Genomic DNA, 16,228 nt, shown 5'->3' with positions numbered 1-16,228 from the left:
CCTATTACCGTTTTCAAGGCTCTGCATTAATTTCTAAAACCTGAATAAAATCAACAAAAATGACGCCTTATGCAGCGCCGTGACTACTGCATAAGGATGACTCTAACTTCTGCCCATCATCTTGCCGATGAACGACCGGTCAGCCAGCACTTCCCGCGCAGCATTATGCCCGGGCGCCCCCGTTACCCCGCCGCCGGGATGGGTCCCGGCGCCGCACATATAGAGCCCCTTGAGCGGGCCGCGATAGGCGCCGTTGCCGAGGACGGGCCGCGCCGACCACAGCTGATCCAGCGACATGTTGCCGTGCATGATGTCGCCGTTGATGAGGCCGAACTTGCGTTCGAGATCGAGCGGCGAATGGATCTGGCGCGCAATGACCGAGGCCTTGAAGCCCGGTGCATAGGTTTCGACCGTATCGATGATCAGGTCGGCGGCTACCTCGCGTTCGTTGTCCCAATGGCGGCCGTCGGGCAGGACCGGGGCGAATTGTTGACAAAACAGGCTGGCGACATGCTGGCCCTTGGGCGCCAAACTATCATCGACGATCGACGGGATCAGCATCTCGACGATCGGCGCCTTCGACATGCCATACATCTTGGCGTCCATAAAGGCGCGGTCCATATAGTCGAGGGTGGGCGCGATGATGATGCCCGATTGCAGGTGTTCGCCATCGCCCGGCAGGCAGGTGAAGCTGGGCAGTTGCGACAAGGCGACATTCATGCGGAAAGTGCCGGAGCCGGTCTTGAACGACTTGATGCGTTTGAGGAAATCGGCGGGAACATCTTCGGGCGCCATCAATTGTTCGTAGAGCAGGCGCGGCCCGACATTGCCGATAATGGCCGAGCCCATAACCTCTTCGCCGCTCTCCAGCCGCACCCCGATCGCGCGACCGCCGTCGACCAAAACCCTGGCGACCGGCGCCGCCAAACTGATCTCAACCCCCATATCCTGAACGATCTTGGCCATGGCCTGGGTGATGGCGCCCATGCCGCCGACCGAATGGCCCCAGGCGCCCTTCTTGCCGTTGACCTCGCCGAAGACGTGGTGGAGCAGGACATAGGCCGAGCCCGGCGTGTCGGGGCTGGCATAGTTGCCGACGACGGCATCGAAGCCGAAGGCCGCCTTGACGGCCTCGCTCTCGAACCAGCCGTCGAGGAAGGTGCGGGCGCTTTTGGTGAACAGGTCCATGACATCGCGCTGCGCTTCGATGCTCAGGCCCGCCAACCGCCGGCCCTGTTTGGCGGCGTCGAGCAGGGTTTTCAAGCCGTCCCCGACATTGGGCGGGCTCTGCAAAGCCAGGTCCCGCAACACATCGGCGACCCTTTCCAGGGCGTCGTAATAGTAAGGCAGGGTATCGGCGTCGCGTTGCGAGAATTTACGGAATTCGGCTTGGGTCTTCTCGAGGCCGCCGCCCAGTTTGAGATAGCCGCCGTCTTCCTGGGGCAGGAAGTTGGACACCGGACGTTCGATGACGCGATAGCCGTGGTCGGCCAGCTTCATGTCGGTGATGACCTTGGGATTGAGCAGGCTGACCGTATAGCTGGCGACGGAATTGCGGAAACCGGGGTGGAATTCCTCGGTTACCGCGGCGCCGCCGATGACGTGGCGGCGCTCAACGATGCGGACCGACAGGCCGGCGCGGGCCAGGTAAAAGGCGCAGACCAGACCGTTGTGGCCACCGCCGATGATCACCGCATCATATTGTTTTGTCATAGGGTTTCCTCAGGGCGCTGCCCGCCGACCTTAACCGCCGCTGGCGACCTGGTCCAGGGTTTTGGCCGGGGTAATGGCCTGCGGATCGATAAAGCAGTGCAGGATGGCCGGCTTGCCCGAAGCGCGGGCGCGCTCGAAGGCGGGGGCGAAGTCGGCCGTCGTACGCACCGTCTCGCCATGGCCGCCGAAGGCCGTGGCATAGGCGGCGAAGTCGGGGTTTTTCAGGTCGGTGCCGACGACGCGGTGGGGGTAGTCGCGCTCCTGGTGCATGCGAATGGTGCCGTACATGCCGTTGTCGACGACGATGACGATGACCGGGATGTCGTACTGCACCGCCGTGGCGAATTCGTTGCCGTGCATCAGGAAACAGCCGTCGCCGGCGAAGACCACGACGGTCTTGTCCGGGCACTGGCGCTTGGCCATGACCCCGGCGGGGACGCTGTAACCGACACTGCCCGAGGTCGGGGCGATCTGGGTGCGCGGCAGGGTGTGGCGCCAGTAGCGGTGGACCCAGATGGCGTAATTGCCGGCGCCGTTGCAGATAATGGTGTCGGCGGGGAGGGTATCGCGTAGCCACACCATGACCTCGCCATATTGGAAATCACCGGGGATTTTGGCCGCGGTGGTCGTCCACATCAGGAAGTCCATATGGGCGTTTTGCGTCTCTTCCGCCCACACGACACGCGCCGGCGGTTTCAGCCAGGTCAGGGAACCGGCAAAGGCGTCCGGAGCGCACACAATGCCTTGAACGGGTTGATAAACCTTGCCGATTTCGGCGGCGTCGGGGAAGACGTGGATGACCTTCTGGTCCTTGATCAGGGTGTAGGACTGCGACGGCACCTCGGCCATGCGGGCGCCGATCAGGATCAGCAGATCGGCGTCGCGCACGCGCTGGGCCAGTTTCGGGTTAGGGCCGAAACCGAGGTCGCCGGCATAGCTGGGGTGGGTCGCGGGGAAAAGGGCGCCGCGGCGGAATTCGGTGGCGACGGGGATGGAAAAGCGCTCGGCGAACTCGGCGATGGCGTCGCAACCTTCGTCGCTCCATAGGGAGCCGCCGAGGATGATCAGGGGCTTTTTCGCCGCCAGCAGGTGGTGTTCGAACGCCTGGAAATGGGTGATCGACATTTCCGGCACCGTGCGGATGACCTTGGGCGCGTCGGCGACATCGGCCATCTCGGTCAGGATATCTTCGGGCAGGGAGATGACCACCGGGCCCGGCCGGCCCTGCAGGGCGACGCGGAAGGCGCGCGCCACCAGTTCCGGAATGCGCGCCGGGTCGCGGATCTCGACCACCCATTTGGCGACGCTGCCGAAGACTTCGGTGTAATCCATTTCCTGGAAGGCGCCGCGGCCCAGCATGGCGCGTTCGACCTGGCCGATAAACAGGATCATCGGCGTCGAATCGTGCTGGGCGATATGGACGCCGTGGGCGGCATTGGTGGCGCCGGGACCGCGGGTTACGAAGCACACGCCCGGGCGGTTGGTCAGCTTGCCATAGGCCTCGGCCATGATGGCGGCGCCGCCTTCGTGCCGGCAGATCATCACGTCGATATCGGCGTCGTACATGGCATCGAGCGCCGCCAGATAGCTTTCGCCCGGCACGCAGGTGATGCGCTCGACGCCTTGTTTCACCAATTGATCGACAAGGATTTGGCCACCGGTTCTCATTGTGTCGTCCATTCAGCTTTGCCTGTGCCGAGCATAGGCGAGGGGGTGTCGGCGACCATGCGTTCGCCATTGATCACGATCGGCGAGGCGACGCCCGCCACTTTGGAGCCATCGGCCGCGGTCAGTTCAAGTCTGAGGCCGCGATGCACGATTTGCGGGTCGTTGAAAACGTCCTCGATACGGTTGATTGGTCCGGCCGGTACGCCGTGGGTTTCGAGCAGGTCTAATAGCGCCGCACGCGTATGCGGCAACAGAAAGGGCTGCAAGGCGTCGGACAGTTCGGCGCGCACGGCGACGCGCTGGGCGTTGCTGCGATAGCCGTCATGCTGCGCAATATCGCTGGCGCCGACGGCGGCACAGAACTTGTGGAACTGGCCGTCATTGCCGACGGCGACGATGACATGGCCGTCGGCGACCTTGAACACCTGGTAAGGCGCGATATTGGGATGGGCATTGCCGAGGCGGGACGGCGACTTGCCGGAGACGAGGTAGTTCATCGCTTGATTGGCCAATACGCCGGTGGCCACGTCGAACAGCGACATGTCGATATGGCAGCCTTCGCCCGACACACCGCGCCCGCGCACCGCAGCCAAAATCGCCGTCGCCGTATAGATGCCGGTGAAGATGTCAACGATGGCGACGCCGACCTTTTGCGGTTCGCGCTCGGGCTCACCGGTAATGTCCATCAGGCCCGACATGCCCTGGATGATGTAGTCGTAGCCGGCGCGCTGGGCGTACGGGCCGTCCTGGCCGAAGCCGGTGATCGAGGCATAGATCAGCCGGGGATTGACGGCTTTGAGGGCGGCATAGTCGAGGCCGTACTTGGCCAGGCCGCCGACCTTGAAGTTCTCGATGACGATGTCGGCTTCGGCGGCGAGGGCGCGGATGATGGCCTGGCCTTCGGGGGTTTCAAAGGCGACGGCGACGGAGGATTTGCCGCGATTGGTGGCGTGAAAATAGGCGGCGCCCCAGGCTTGGCCGGTGGCATCGGTGACGAAGGGCGGGCCCCAGGCGCGGGTGTCGTCGCCGGCTTCGGGGCGCTCGATCTTGATGATTTCGGCGCCGAGATCGGCCAGGACCTGGCCGCACCATGGCCCTGCCAGGATGCGCGCCAGTTCGAGAACCTTCAGGCCGGAAAGGGGTTTCATGCCTAGAAAAACGCCTGCAAACCCGTCTGCGCCCGGCCGAGGATCAGCGCATGGACGTCATGCGTGCCTTCGTAGGTGTTGACGGTTTCCAGGTTCTGGGCGTGGCGCATGACATGGTATTCTTCATGGATGCCGTTGCCGCCGTGCATATCGCGGGCGTGGCGGGCGATGTCCAGGGCCTTGCCGCAATTGTTGCGCTTGATCAGGCTGATCATTTCCGGCTGGATCTTACCGGCGTCGAACAATTGCCCGACGCGGAGAGCCGCCTGCAAGCCAAGCGTAATCTCGGTCTGCATGTCGGCCAGCTTCTTCTGGAAGAGCTGAGTTTGCGCCAGGGGGCGGTTGAACTGTATGCGGTCCAGGCCATATTGGCGCGCGCGGTGCCAGCAATCCTCGGCGGCGCCCATAACGCCCCATGCGATGCCGTAGCGTGCGCGGTTGAGGCAGCCGAAGGGCCCACCCAGACCGCGGGCATTGGGCAGCAGGTGGTCTTCGGAGACCTCGACGCCGTCCATGACGATTTCACCGGTGATCGAGGCGCGCAAGGACAGCTTGCCGTGGATCTTGGGCGCCGACAGGCCCTTCATGCCCTTGTCGAGCACGAAGCCCTTGATCTGGCCGTCATGCGCGTCGGACTTGGCCCACACGACGAAGACATCGGCGATCGGCGAATTCGAGATCCACATCTTGGTCCCGGTGAGGCGGTAACCGCCGTCGATCTTCTCGGCCTTGGTGCGCATCGAGCCGGGATCGGAACCGGCATCGGGTTCGGTCAAGCCGAAACAGCCGACCCATTCGCCCGAAGCCAGTTTCGGCAGGTATTTCATGCGCTGCTCTTCGCTGCCATAGGCATAGATCGGGTGCATGACGAGCGACGACTGCACGCTCATCATCGAACGATAGCCGCTGTCGACGCGCTCGACTTCGCGCGCCACCAGACCATAGGCGACGTAAGATGCGCCGGCCCCGCCATATTGTTCGGGCAGGGTGGCGCCCAAGAGACCCAGCGCGCCCATCTCGTTGAAGATGTTGCGGTCGGTATATTCCTCGGCATAGGCCTTGAGCACGCGCGGCGCCAGGTGGTCCTGGGCGTAGTCGCGCGCCGCGTCCATGATCATGCGCTCGTCGTCGCTGAGCTGCTCGGTCAGCAGGAACGGATCGGCCCAGTTGAAGGTTTGGCTGGCTGCGGTATCAGACATCGAACTGCACACCCTGGGCCAACGGCAGGGTGGTGCCGTAATTGATGGTGTTGGTGGCGCGGCGCATATAGGCGCGCCAGGCGTCCGAACCGCTTTCGCGGCCACCGCCGGTTTCCTTTTCGCCACCGAAGGCGCCACCGATTTCAGCGCCGGACGTGCCGATATTGACATTGGCGATGCCGCAGTCGGAACCCGCCGGCGACATGAAGAGCTCGGCTTCGCGCATGTCGTTGGTGAAGATCGACGACGACAGGCCGGCGCCGACATCGTTCTGGTAACCGATGGCTTCACGGATGTCGGAATAGCGCATGACATAGAGGATGGGCGCAAAGGTTTCGCGCAGCATCGGGCCGGTATGTTCGGCCATTTCAACGATCGCCGGGCGGACATAATAAGCATTCTCGCCGGAGACCATGACTCTTTCGCCGCCCTCGACCTTGCCGCCGGCGGCCTTGGCTTCGGCCAGGGCCTTTTCGAAACCGTCGAAGGCCAGCTTGTCGATCAGCGGCCCGACCAGGGTGCCATCTTCCATTGGATTGCCGATCTTGACCGAGCCGTAGGCCTTCTTCAGACGCGGCACGAAGGTGTCATAGACGCTGTCGTGGACGAACAGGCGGCGCAGCGTCGTACAGCGCTGGCCGGCCGTGCCCATGGCGGCGAAGGCGACGCCGCGCAGGGTCAGGTCGAGGTCGGCGGTCGGCGAGACGATGGCGGCATTGTTGCCACCCAGTTCGAGGATCGAGCGGGCGAAGCGCGCCGCCAGTTTCGGACCGACGGCGCGGCCCATGGCGGTCGAACCGGTGGCGGAAATCAACGCCACCTTGTCGTGGTCGACCAGGACTTCGCCGACTTCGCGGGCGCCGATGATCAGGGCCGACAGGCCTTCGGGGGCGTCGAAGCCGGCATTGACATAGGCCTTCAACGCGCGTTCGAACAGGGCGTGGGTAGCCAGGCCGGTGAGGGGCGACTTTTCCGACGGCTTCCACACGATCGAGTCGCCGCAGACGAGGGCAAGCGCCGCGTTCCATGCCCAGACGGCGACGGGGAAGTTGAAGGCCGAGATGATGCCGACGACGCCGAGCGGTTGCCAGGTTTCCATCATGCGGTGGTGGCTGCGTTCGGTGGCGATGGTCAGGCCGTAAAGCTGACGCGACAGGCCGACGGCGAAATCGCAGATGTCGATCATTTCCTGGACTTCGCCCAGGCCTTCGGAGGTTACCTTGCCGACTTCGAGCGAGACCAGCTTGCCCAGTTCGGCCTTGCGATCGCGCAGCTCTTCGCCGAACAGGCGGACCAGTTCGCCGCGCTTCGGCGCCGGGATGACGCGCCAATCGAGGAAGGCCTTATGCGCGGCGTCGATGGCTTTCGTGGCGTCGGCGGCCGAGGTTTCGACGACATTGGCGATGACGTCGCCGGTGATCGGCGAATGGACGGTCAGCGAACCGCCGGTATAGGTCTTGGCGTCGACGCCGAGGGCCTTCAGCAGGTTTGAGACATCTTCAGCAGTGCGTGTGGTTTCGGTGATCATGGCGGGCTCCTAAAATCTTGAGTCAGTAAGGTGGACGGCCTGGGCGCCGACCTCGTAAAAAACTTCCTTCATCACCCGCATTTTCGCCTCGGCGGGCGTGGTGACGGGCAGGGGCAGATCGGCCTCGGTCTTGTCGCCGGCGATCAGCTCGGCCAGGGTCCGGCCCATGACGGTGCCGGGGGCGATGCCGCGGCCATTATAGCCGCTGATTCCGATGACGTGGTCGGCAAATTTGTGGAAACGCGGCAGGTTGTCGTCGGTCATGCCGATCTGGCCGTACCATTCGGCTTCGAATTTGACGTCGCCGAGTTGCGGGAAGATCTTGTGCAGGGCGCGCAGGGCCCAGCCGCGGTGGATGGTTTCGCCGACGCCCTTGAGCGCGCCGACGCTGCCGAAGATAAGCCGGCCCAGCTTGTCCATGCGGAAGGACGACAGGACTTCCTTGGTGTCCCATACGCCTTCCTTGCCGGGCAGGATCGACATGCGGACATTGGCGGACAGCGGCTCGGTGGCGAAGTTGAAATAGGGCAGGTGGACCTGCTCGCGGCGGATGATCTCCCACGGCCCTTGTGTATAGGCGTCGGTCGCCATGATGACCCAATCGGCGGTGACGGAGCCCTCGGGCGTGCGCACCCGCCATTGCGAGCCGTCGGCCGTGACATCGAGGGCGGGCGAACCGGTATGGATGGTGGCGCCTTCCTTCAGCGCCACCGTCGCCAGGCCGCGAACATAGGCCAACGGCTGGATGGTGCCGGCGCGCAGGTCGAGCAGGGCGCCGCTATAGGCATGGCTGCCGATCTTTTGCGCGGTTTCCTCGGGCGACAACAGGCGCACCGGAGCGCCGCGCGCCTGCCATTGCGCCTCGCGTTGCTTCAATTCGTCGAGGCCAGCCTGACCGACGCCGCAATGCAGGGTGCCGTTGGTTTCCAGTTGGCAATCGATACCGTAGGTCTTGACGATGTCGAACACCGCGGCCGGGGCGTCGCCCAACAGTTTCAGCAAGCGATCGCCGTGGACCTCGCCCAGGACATTGGGCAATTCGTCAGGCATGACCCACATGCCGGCATTGACCAGGCCGACATTACGCCCGGCGCCGCCGAAACCGATCTCTTTCGCTTCGAGGACGACGGCCGTTATGCCCCTTTTCGCCAGGTGCAGGGCCGCTGAATTACCGGTATAACCGCCACCGACGATGCAGACCTCGGCGCGCACATCTCCGCTCAACGCCGTTGTCGGCGGAGCCTCGGGCGCCGTGGTTTCCCACAGGCCGTGTGTGCGGGCATCGTTCAGCATGTTCATTCCGGATACGTATGGACTTGTGGCTTATACGCGCTAATATAGGCGATATAAAGTGCCATTTCGGCATTAACTCATTCTCAAACGGAATGAACTTCGATGTTGACGCCGCGCCGTTTTTTGCCGCCCACCGCCCATCTGCAGGCCTTCGAGGCCGCGGCGCGCACCGGCAGCATTACCACGGCGGCGCGCGAACTCAACCTGACCCAAAGCGCCGTCAGCCGCCAGATCAAGGCGCTGGAAGACCAGTTGGAGGTCGAGCTGTTCCACCGCGAACGCCAGACCATCCGCTTGACGACGGGCGGAGAGGCCTATGCCCGCGATATCCGCGATGCCTTGAAGAAGATCAGCATGGCCTCGCTCAACCTGCGCGCCAATCCGTTCGGCGGCACATTGAACCTGGCCATCCTGCCGACCTTCGGCACGCGCTGGCTGGCGCCGCGTCTGCCGTCTTTTTTGGCGCAACATCCGGGCATTACGCTCAACCTGATGACGCGCCTGACCATGTTCGATTTTCGTCTGGAGGCCATGGACGCGGCCATCCACCACGGCAAGGGCGATTGGCAGGGGGCACACACCCAATTGCTGCGCGAAGAATATGTCGTGCCGGCGTGCAGTCCGGAATTGCTGCAACGCTTTCAGTTCGCGAGACCCAGCGATATCCGCAAGGCGCCGCTGCTGCACCTGACGACGCGGCCGGACGCCTGGGAACGCTGGCTGGTGCTCAATGACGCACCGGCCGATAACGTCCAGGGCATGTTGTTCGACCAATTCGCCACGGTGGCCCAAGTGGCGCGCGCCGGGCTGGGCGTCGCCCTGCTGCCGACCTTCCTGATCGAGGAAGAGTTGAAGACCGGGCAACTGGTCCGCGCGTTGGACCTGCCGATGAAGAATGCCGAAGCCTATTACCTGGCGTGGCCGGAAGACCGCGCCGACCATCCGCCGCTGATGGCCTTCCGCGAATGGATTTTGGCGGAAACCGTTTTGGATGTAACCGCACAACAAGAGCGAGACGCACATGCATAATCTGACTGCCCGCGACCTGATCGAACGCCTGCCGTATCACCGCCTGACGGCTGAATTGCCGAAATTGCTGCGGCAAGAAACGGTATCGCCACAACGCCATGTCCATACGGTCACCCAGGCCGGCGAACCCGACGCCACCTTGCTGATGATGCCGGCGTGGAACGCGGTCATGGGCGGCGTCAAGATCGTCCACGTGACCCCCGGCAATATGAAGCGCGGCCTGCCGGCGGTGACCGCCAGCTACCTGTTGTTTGACGCTATCACCGGCGAACACAAGGCCCTGCTCGATGGCGGCGAACTTACGGCGCGGCGCACGGCGGCAGTGGCCGCAATCGCGGCCGACCGCCTATCTGTTGCCCATGCCCACAAACTCCTGCTGGTCGGCTCCGGCCGCATCGCCAGCGAACTGGCCTACGCCTATCGCAGCGTCCGCGATATTCGCGATGTCGAAGTCTATTCACCCACCCGCGCCAATGCGGAGAAACTGGTCCACCATCTCCGCGCCAACGGCTTCGCTGCCACGGTCAGCGATGATCTGGCCGCGTCGGCGGCCGGGGCCGATATCATCGCCTGCGCCACCTTGTCGGAACACCCATTGATCCTGGGTGAGTGGCTGCATGCCGGGCAGCATGTGGCGCTGATCGGCGGCTATACGCCGGGCATGCGCGAAGGCGACGACGCCCTGATGAGCACGGCTCAGGTGTGGATCGATACCCGCGCGGCGTTGAACGAAGCCGGCGATTTGACGGTGCCGATCGCCAGCGGCTTGCTTCTGCCCGAAAATATCCGCGGCACCCTGGCCGACCTGTGCGCGGTCGGCGCTGTCGACGGTCGCGAGGACGCGGTGACCGTGTTCAAGAGCGTCGGCGACGCTGCGCAAGACCTGGCGACTGCGAGTTTGGCGATGGGATAACCTTCTCCTCCCTATTTCGCAGAAATGGGGAGGTGTCGGCGCGCTCGCCGCTCTTGCGGCGAAGTCGCTGACGGAGGGGGCACTTGCTTATTCTTGACCTCCTCCGACACCTGGCCTTTGGTGCGGTTGATACTGGAGACCTGGTATGATCAATACAGCAGATAACTTGGTGCTAGCCAAGCGAGTGAGAGTGCAAGGACGTGGACAATGATTGCAATTGGAAATCATTTTGGAGGGCCTGAGCAGAGGGGGGCGCCAATACATCAAATTCTTAATACTGCAATGAATATCGCTGCCAACGAAAGAGGTGCTCGCTACGACCATGGATCGGAAGCGTGGATTAATCCGATTTTCCTTGTACCAGGTTCGGTGTCAAAGCCTGATTTTAATGGCTTTAAGTTGGGACACTATTCTAACAAAGACAAGGGGCTCGTTGTGCAGATTGTGGTCCCTCAGTCTGTTGCTGAAGGTAAAGATATAGCGGACTTTGTCGTCGAGTCTTTACGCGAAGCGGTCCGTCTAGCTGCGGACTTTTTTGCGTTGAAAGGCATCAGCTTTTCAACACTGAAAGCTGAGAAGGTCATTTTCGCTATCGAGGCAGGATTAACACATTGAAAAGACTGCGGTTCCTTGCAAAGTTAGGAAAGATGGAAATCCACAGATAAGGCCCGTTACGGTCAGATAAGCCAGATGGGATTTCGCGCCTGAAAAAGACCGCCGCGCCAAGATGTCATCCTGAAATCTGTGCTTATCTGGCTGATCTGTGGATCAAAACCTTACTTATCCGTGTCGCCGCAAAGCGGCGAATCCGTGCTTATCCGTGGCAAAAAGCTTCAAAAGATTCAGCACACTCAAAAGCCAGCCGAGTGGACTCTGAAAAATCTGYGTAATCTGCGTAATCTGCGGACAAACCTTACCGAACCTTACATCCCGCTCCAGTCGAGGACGATCTTGCCCGACTGACCGGCGCGCATGGTTTCAAAGCCTTGCTGGAACTCACTCGCTGGCAACCGATGGGTAATAATCCGTTCCAGCGGGAAGCCGGCCTCGATCAGGCCCAGCATCGTGCGCCAGGTTTCGAACATCTCGCGGCCGTAGACGCCGCGAATGGTGATCGCCTTCATGATGATGTCGTTCCAGTTGACCGTGGTTTCGCCGGCGGGGATGCCCAGCAAGGTCAAGGCGCCGCCCATGCGCAGATGCTGGATGGCCTGGGGGATGGCCGGTTTGGCGCCGCTCATCTCCATGGCGACGTCGTAGCCGTTGGCAATGCCCAGCTCATGGCGGACATCGTTGAGGTCTTCCTTGGAGACGTCGACCGTGCGCAGGTCGGCGACCTTTGAGGCGAGGTCGAGACGATAGGGATTGATATCGGTAATGGTGACGCTGCGGGCGCCGACAAACCGGGCGACGGCCGCCGCCATGATACCGATCGGTCCCGCGCCGGTGACCAACACGTCCTGACCGACCATATCGGTTTGCTGCACGGTGTGGACGGCATTGCCGAAGGGGTCGAGCACGGCGCCCAGCTCGTTCGACACGCGCTCGGGCAAGGGCACGACATTGAAGGCCGGCAGGACCATATATTGCGCAAAAGCGCCCGGGCGGTTGACGCCGATGCCCTGGGTGTCCGGGTCGAGATGGAAGCGGCCCATGCGCGCCGCCTGGCTGTCCATATGGACGACGTGGCCTTCGCCGGAAACGCGCTGGCCGATCTTGAGTGGGCGGGTGACGCGGGCGCCGATGGCGACGATCTCGCCGGCGAATTCGTGACCGGTGATCATCGGCACCGGAATGGCCTTTTGCGCCCAGGCGTCCCAATTATAGATATGGATGTCGGTGCCGCAGATGGCGGTGTGGGTGATCTTCAGCAAGACATCGTCCGGGCCGCAGTCGGGCACCGGTGCGGTCATTTCCCAGATGCCGGGTTCGGCCTTGGTTTTCCCCAAAGCCTTCATGGTCTTCGGCAAGGTGGCGGTCGTTGTCATGGGGCGGGCGTCGTCACTCATTTTACCACTCCCAATTCACGGCCGACCTTGGTGAAGGCGGCGATGGCCTTGTCGATCTGATCGAAGGTGTGGGCGGCCGAGATCTGCGTGCGGATGCGCGCCTTGCCGTCGGGCACGACCGGGAAGGAAAAGCCGATGACATAGATGCCTTCATCGAGCAGCTTGGCCGCCATGGCCTGGGCCAGCTTGGCGTCGTACAGCATGACCGGGATGATCGGGTGCGAACCCGGCAGCAGGTCGAAACCGGCGGCGCCCAGGCCGGCGCGGAAGCGTTCCGCATTGGCGGTGAGCTTGTCGCGCAGGTCGCCGCCGGCTTCGGCCAGTTCGATGGCCTTGAGGCTGGAAGCCGTGATCGCCGGCGCCAGGGCGTTGGAAAAGAGATAGGGACGGGCGCGTTGCCGCAGCAGGTCGATGACGCCCTTTTTCGCCGCGACATAGCCGCCCATGGCGCCGCCCAGGGCCTTGCCGAAGGTGCCGGTCAGGATGTCGACGCGGTCGGCGACGCCGGCGCGGGCGTGGGTGCCGGCGCCTTTCGGGCCGGTGAAGCCGGTGGCGTGGCAGTCGTCGACCATGACCAGGGCGTCATACTGATCGGCCAGGGCGCAGATGCCTTCAAGCGGGGCGTAGTAGCCGTCCATGGAGAAGACGCCGTCAGTGGCGATCAAAACCGTGCGGGCGCCGTTGTCGCGGGCGGCCTTGAGCTGGGTTTCGAGGTCGTTCAGATCGGCGTTCTGGAAGCGGTACTTCTTCGCCTTGCACAGCCGCACGCCGTCGATGATCGAGGCGTGGTTCAGGCTGTCGGAAACGATGGCGTCCTCCTCGGTCAGCAGCGGTTCGAACACCCCGCCATTGGCGTCGAAACAGGCGGCGAACAGGATGGCGTCTTCCTTGCCGACATAGGCCGCGATTTTCGCTTCCAGCGTCTTGTGCAGGGTCTGGGTGCCGCAGATAAAGCGCACGCTGGCCATGCCGGAGCCGTAGGTCAGCATGGCGGCGCGGCCGGCTTCGATGACCTCGGGGTGGTCGGCCAGGCCGAGATAGTTGTTGGCGCAGAAATTGACGACCTCCCGGCCGTCTTCCAGGCGCAGGGCCGGGCTTTGCGGCGAGGCGATGACGTGCTCGGGCTTCTTCAGTCCGCGCGCTTCGATATCGGCAAGGGTGTCGTCAACCCGGTCATAAAAGGCAGCGCGCATACGCTCATCTCCGTTGCTGAACAGGGCTTTGCCCTACACCCCCGGCGAAGTCGTTGCAATAGAAATCATATACCTAATAGGCTATTAAAAGCCCCAGCGCACGTCATTTTCGCGCGTATTGAAGTGCATTTCCGGCACGCGTTCGGCGGCGCGCTTGCTGTCATTGGCGGCCTTTTCGACCCGCGGCAGGGTCAGTCCGGCCTCGTGCAGCACGGCCGTGATACGGGCGTCGTATTCTGCGCGCAGGGCAGCCCTGTCGACGGCGATACCGCGGATATAGAGCGCGTGATCGGCCTCGGTCATCACAAACAGATCGTCGACGAAGGCCCACATGTGCTCCAGGCTCTTGACCAGGCGTTTGTGGCTGAGGCAGGCGCTGTCGCCGAGGCGGATCATCCAGTCGGTGGTGAAATCGACATGATAGGCGACATCGCGGGCGCTCTTGGCGGCGATCTCGGCAATGCCCTTGTGGGACGAGCCGCTGAGGGCCTCGAGATAGAGCAGCTGGAAATTCGAGTAGAAGAATTGCCGCGCCAGGGTCTGGGCGAAATCGCCATTGTCCTGGGCGACCAGGTCGCAGTTACGGAATTCGCCGGGCTTGCGGTGGAAGGCGAGGGCATCGGAATTGCGGCCCTTGCCCTCTTCCTTGGCCGCCAGTTCCAGCCAGGATGTCGCCTGACCGACCAGGTCGAGCGCCAGGTTGGACAAGCCGAGATCGACTTCCAGACTGGGGGCATGGCCGCACCATGCGCTGAGCTTTTGACCGAGGACGAGGCAATCGTCGCCGAGGCGAAGGGTATAGTCGTACAAAGGATCACGCATGGCTGTGCCTGTTTTTATTTTATGGAGGTTTTGGGGTTGCGGAACAAGGCCGCCGCGGTATCGGGGCACACAAATGCTGCGCATGTAGCCTGCAGCATTTTCTCCCCCTTGGACATCGTAGATCGTACGATCGGCATTACGGCGTTACTCTTGTTCTTGATTTTCAAGGTACAAAAAAACCGCCGCAGGGTCAATTTGGAAAATTGACATTTTTGTCAAATTTCCAAATTTGCCGTCAGTTTGCAATATTTTCCTAAAAATGAGAGTCAATTTGGGCAATTATGCTGCGGTTATTGTGCGGGCGTTTCGTCGCGCAGCGACCGTCGTAATAGGTTCAAGCGAGGCCCTAACCGCAAATCCCGAATTTTGGTGCTTTTCTCTTTTTTCGTGCTTTTCGTGTTCGAAACCTTCTTGCTTGCCTTGCCACAGCGCAAAAAGGCTTGACCACGAAAAGCACGAAAAGCACGAAAATTCGAGTTTAGTCGGCATCGACGAGGACGATGCGTTTTTTTTAGTTGTTCAGCGAGTCATAGACCGCGTCGAGCAAGCTGTCCGGGCCCTGAACGTCCCCCGACAATTCCCAGATCATGATCCCGGCGCCATATTGCTTGGCCAACTCCGCCTTGGCGCGGATCGTCGGCCGGCCATTATAGGTGACGTAATTACAGCCGGCGCAGGCTTCACCTATAATATCGTTTTCCGCCACCTGTTCGCCATAGGCCGCCAGCAGGTCGTTGTAATCGTGCGCATTGCCGCGATAGGTGCCGAAGGCATGGCCGTAAAACGGCACACCCAGGACGATCTGGGCCGGGGTGGCGCCGCGCGCCTGCCACACGGCGATGTCCTCGCGCGCCATGTCCATGCTGGCGATTTCACCGCCGGGCCTGCCCCAGATCTTGCCGTCGCGATTGATGCCGACACCGTCATAGGACATGATGTTGATATAATCGAAATAGGGCACCGACCCCAGCGGCACCATGCCGCCTTCGCCCGACGCCGTGGCGCAGGTCAAGAGCTTGTGGCGTTTTTTCAGGCCGGCCGACAGCTCCTGGATAAACGGCACGTAGTCCCCGGCCTGGTCAATCGCCGTCAGGACGTCCCATTCGAGGTCGACATCGATGCCGTCCAGCTTCTCATCGTCGACGAATTTCAGCAGGTTGGCCACCGTCGTCGAACGCATGGCCGGCGACAACAGCGTCACCCAATCACCCGAACATTTCGGGATTTCGCCGCCACCCAGGGAAGGAATGACCTTGACGTGGGCCTTGTGGGCGCGGGCGATGATGGTGCGCATGTCGGCCAGCGGCACATTGCCGCCCTTGAAGCCGTCGGAACAGGCCATGGCGTCACCCTTGACGATCAGGCCGTCGGGGTCCGGATTGACAAAGGCGACATTGATATGGGTGACCTTGGAGAGGTCCGTGGCATCGAGTGCCGCATTGTAGTCCTTGAAGGTCGGCAGATAACCGATAATCACCGGCTTGGCCGTAACTGGCACGGCAAAGGCGGCCAGCGTGAGAGCAAGTGCGGCGGTGCGGATCATCGTGTTTCCTCTTTTTTGCGACTGTGCCAGCGCAGCCATCCGGAATCAATGAGACCAATTTTATTTTGCTGATGAGTTGAGACTACTGCCGCAATTCGCTATTTAGGCGGCAGATGTTCTCCGGACGAGGTGCGCCGTACCCGGTCACGACAAGACGACGCCACACCGGA

The 16,228-nt window shown here is 62.2% G+C and carries 13 protein-coding genes and 1 riboswitch; of the genes, 3 read left to right on the top strand and 10 right to left on the bottom strand.

Annotated features, from left to right (window positions below):
• Positions 1-102 precede the first annotated feature (102 nt).
• The 6 genes from AC1DX3_RS12700 to AC1DX3_RS12675 are packed head-to-tail and all read right to left on the bottom strand — an operon-like array spanning position 103 to position 8,549.
• Complete coding sequence (locus tag AC1DX3_RS12700; protein WP_476989669.1) at positions 103-1,713, bottom strand: phytoene desaturase family protein; 1,611 nt, start codon at positions 1,711-1,713, stop codon at positions 103-105.
• A gap of 30 nt (positions 1,714-1,743) precedes the next feature.
• On the bottom strand, positions 1,744-3,393 hold the full coding sequence (locus AC1DX3_RS12695; RefSeq protein ID WP_476989668.1) for a thiamine pyrophosphate-binding protein: 1,650 nt from the start codon (positions 3,391-3,393) through the stop codon (positions 1,744-1,746).
• The gene (locus AC1DX3_RS12690; protein WP_476989667.1) at positions 3,378-4,529 is read right to left on the bottom strand and encodes a CaiB/BaiF CoA transferase family protein; all 1,152 of its coding nucleotides are present in this window, start codon (positions 4,527-4,529) and stop codon (positions 3,378-3,380) included. The genes AC1DX3_RS12695 and AC1DX3_RS12690 overlap by 16 nt, the downstream gene beginning before the upstream one ends.
• 2 nt (positions 4,530-4,531) lie before the next feature.
• The gene (locus AC1DX3_RS12685) at positions 4,532-5,728 is read right to left on the bottom strand and encodes an acyl-CoA dehydrogenase (protein WP_476989666.1); all 1,197 of its coding nucleotides are present in this window, start codon (positions 5,726-5,728) and stop codon (positions 4,532-4,534) included.
• Positions 5,721-7,256 carry an L-piperidine-6-carboxylate dehydrogenase gene (amaB, locus tag AC1DX3_RS12680; protein ID WP_476989665.1) on the bottom strand — a complete coding sequence of 512 codons (1,536 nt, stop codon included), beginning with the start codon at positions 7,254-7,256 and terminating at the stop codon, positions 5,721-5,723. The genes AC1DX3_RS12685 and amaB overlap by 8 nt, the downstream gene beginning before the upstream one ends.
• A gap of 9 nt (positions 7,257-7,265) precedes the next feature.
• Positions 7,266-8,549 (bottom strand): NAD(P)/FAD-dependent oxidoreductase, encoded by a 1,284-nt coding sequence (locus AC1DX3_RS12675; RefSeq protein ID WP_476989664.1) that lies wholly within the window; start codon positions 8,547-8,549, stop codon positions 7,266-7,268.
• A gap of 102 nt (positions 8,550-8,651) precedes the next feature.
• Here AC1DX3_RS12675 and AC1DX3_RS12670 point away from each other — a divergent pair, with 102 nt between their 5' ends.
• The 3 genes from AC1DX3_RS12670 to AC1DX3_RS12660 all read left to right on the top strand — a co-directional run bounded on the left by AC1DX3_RS12670 (position 8,652) and on the right by AC1DX3_RS12660 (position 11,106).
• On the top strand, positions 8,652-9,578 hold the full coding sequence (locus tag AC1DX3_RS12670; RefSeq protein ID WP_476989663.1) for a LysR family transcriptional regulator: 927 nt from the start codon (positions 8,652-8,654) through the stop codon (positions 9,576-9,578).
• Positions 9,571-10,491, top strand: a complete 921-nt coding sequence (gene lhpI / locus AC1DX3_RS12665) for a bifunctional Delta(1)-pyrroline-2-carboxylate/Delta(1)-piperideine-2-carboxylate reductase (protein WP_476989662.1) — start codon at positions 9,571-9,573, stop codon at positions 10,489-10,491. The genes AC1DX3_RS12670 and lhpI overlap by 8 nt, the downstream gene beginning before the upstream one ends.
• Before the next feature lie 207 nt (positions 10,492-10,698).
• Positions 10,699-11,106 (top strand): hypothetical protein, encoded by a 408-nt coding sequence (locus tag AC1DX3_RS12660; RefSeq protein ID WP_476989661.1) that lies wholly within the window; start codon positions 10,699-10,701, stop codon positions 11,104-11,106.
• Between the two features lie 308 nt (positions 11,107-11,414).
• On the opposite strand, the gene tdh is transcribed toward AC1DX3_RS12660, so the two are convergent.
• From tdh to AC1DX3_RS12640, 4 genes are all read right to left on the bottom strand, one after another.
• Complete coding sequence (gene tdh / locus AC1DX3_RS12655; RefSeq protein ID WP_476989660.1) at positions 11,415-12,500, bottom strand: L-threonine 3-dehydrogenase; 1,086 nt, start codon at positions 12,498-12,500, stop codon at positions 11,415-11,417.
• The gene (kbl, locus tag AC1DX3_RS12650; RefSeq protein ID WP_476989659.1) at positions 12,497-13,693 is read right to left on the bottom strand and encodes a glycine C-acetyltransferase; all 1,197 of its coding nucleotides are present in this window, start codon (positions 13,691-13,693) and stop codon (positions 12,497-12,499) included. Before kbl ends, tdh begins: the two co-directional genes overlap by 4 nt.
• Positions 13,694-13,777: 84 nt before the next feature.
• A complete protein-coding gene (gene paaC / locus AC1DX3_RS12645) occupies positions 13,778-14,515 on the bottom strand; it encodes a 1,2-phenylacetyl-CoA epoxidase subunit PaaC (RefSeq protein WP_476989658.1) in 738 nt (245 codons plus the stop codon).
• Between the two features lie 511 nt (positions 14,516-15,026).
• Complete coding sequence (locus tag AC1DX3_RS12640) at positions 15,027-16,058, bottom strand: glycosyl hydrolase family 18 protein (protein ID WP_476989657.1); 1,032 nt, start codon at positions 16,056-16,058, stop codon at positions 15,027-15,029.
• Positions 16,059-16,158: 100 nt separating this feature from the next.
• Positions 16,159-16,222: riboswitch (guanidine-III (ykkC-III) riboswitch) on the top strand.
• Positions 16,223-16,228: the final 6 nt, after the last annotated feature.

Source organism: Asticcacaulis sp. P2_B1, assembly GCF_056404915.1.
The sequence above is the reverse complement of the archived record's forward strand: the minus strand, read 5'-3'. Positions and strand labels throughout refer to the sequence as shown.

What these genes read in the sequence shown, in the direction of transcription:
- paaC (WP_476989658.1), bottom strand. Translation starts at nt 14,515, where the DNA reads ATGCGTGATCCTTTGTACGACTATACCCTTCGCCTCGGCGACGATTGC.
- AC1DX3_RS12695 (WP_476989668.1), bottom strand. Translation starts at nt 3,393, where the DNA reads ATGGACGACACAATGAGAACCGGTGGCCAAATCCTTGTCGATCAATTG.
- kbl (WP_476989659.1), bottom strand. Translation starts at nt 13,693, where the DNA reads ATGCGCGCTGCCTTTTATGACCGGGTTGACGACACCCTTGCCGATATC.
- AC1DX3_RS12660 (WP_476989661.1), top strand. Translation starts at nt 10,699, where the DNA reads ATGATTGCAATTGGAAATCATTTTGGAGGGCCTGAGCAGAGGGGGGCG.
- tdh (WP_476989660.1), bottom strand. Translation starts at nt 12,500, where the DNA reads ATGAGTGACGACGCCCGCCCCATGACAACGACCGCCACCTTGCCGAAG.
- AC1DX3_RS12685 (WP_476989666.1), bottom strand. Translation starts at nt 5,728, where the DNA reads ATGTCTGATACCGCAGCCAGCCAAACCTTCAACTGGGCCGATCCGTTC.
- amaB (WP_476989665.1), bottom strand. Translation starts at nt 7,256, where the DNA reads ATGATCACCGAAACCACACGCACTGCTGAAGATGTCTCAAACCTGCTG.
- lhpI (WP_476989662.1), top strand. Translation starts at nt 9,571, where the DNA reads ATGCATAATCTGACTGCCCGCGACCTGATCGAACGCCTGCCGTATCAC.
- AC1DX3_RS12690 (WP_476989667.1), bottom strand. Translation starts at nt 4,529, where the DNA reads ATGAAACCCCTTTCCGGCCTGAAGGTTCTCGAACTGGCGCGCATCCTG.
- AC1DX3_RS12700 (WP_476989669.1), bottom strand. Translation starts at nt 1,713, where the DNA reads ATGACAAAACAATATGATGCGGTGATCATCGGCGGTGGCCACAACGGT.
- AC1DX3_RS12670 (WP_476989663.1), top strand. Translation starts at nt 8,652, where the DNA reads ATGTTGACGCCGCGCCGTTTTTTGCCGCCCACCGCCCATCTGCAGGCC.
- AC1DX3_RS12640 (WP_476989657.1), bottom strand. Translation starts at nt 16,058, where the DNA reads ATGATCCGCACCGCCGCACTTGCTCTCACGCTGGCCGCCTTTGCCGTG.
- AC1DX3_RS12675 (WP_476989664.1), bottom strand. Translation starts at nt 8,549, where the DNA reads ATGCTGAACGATGCCCGCACACACGGCCTGTGGGAAACCACGGCGCCC.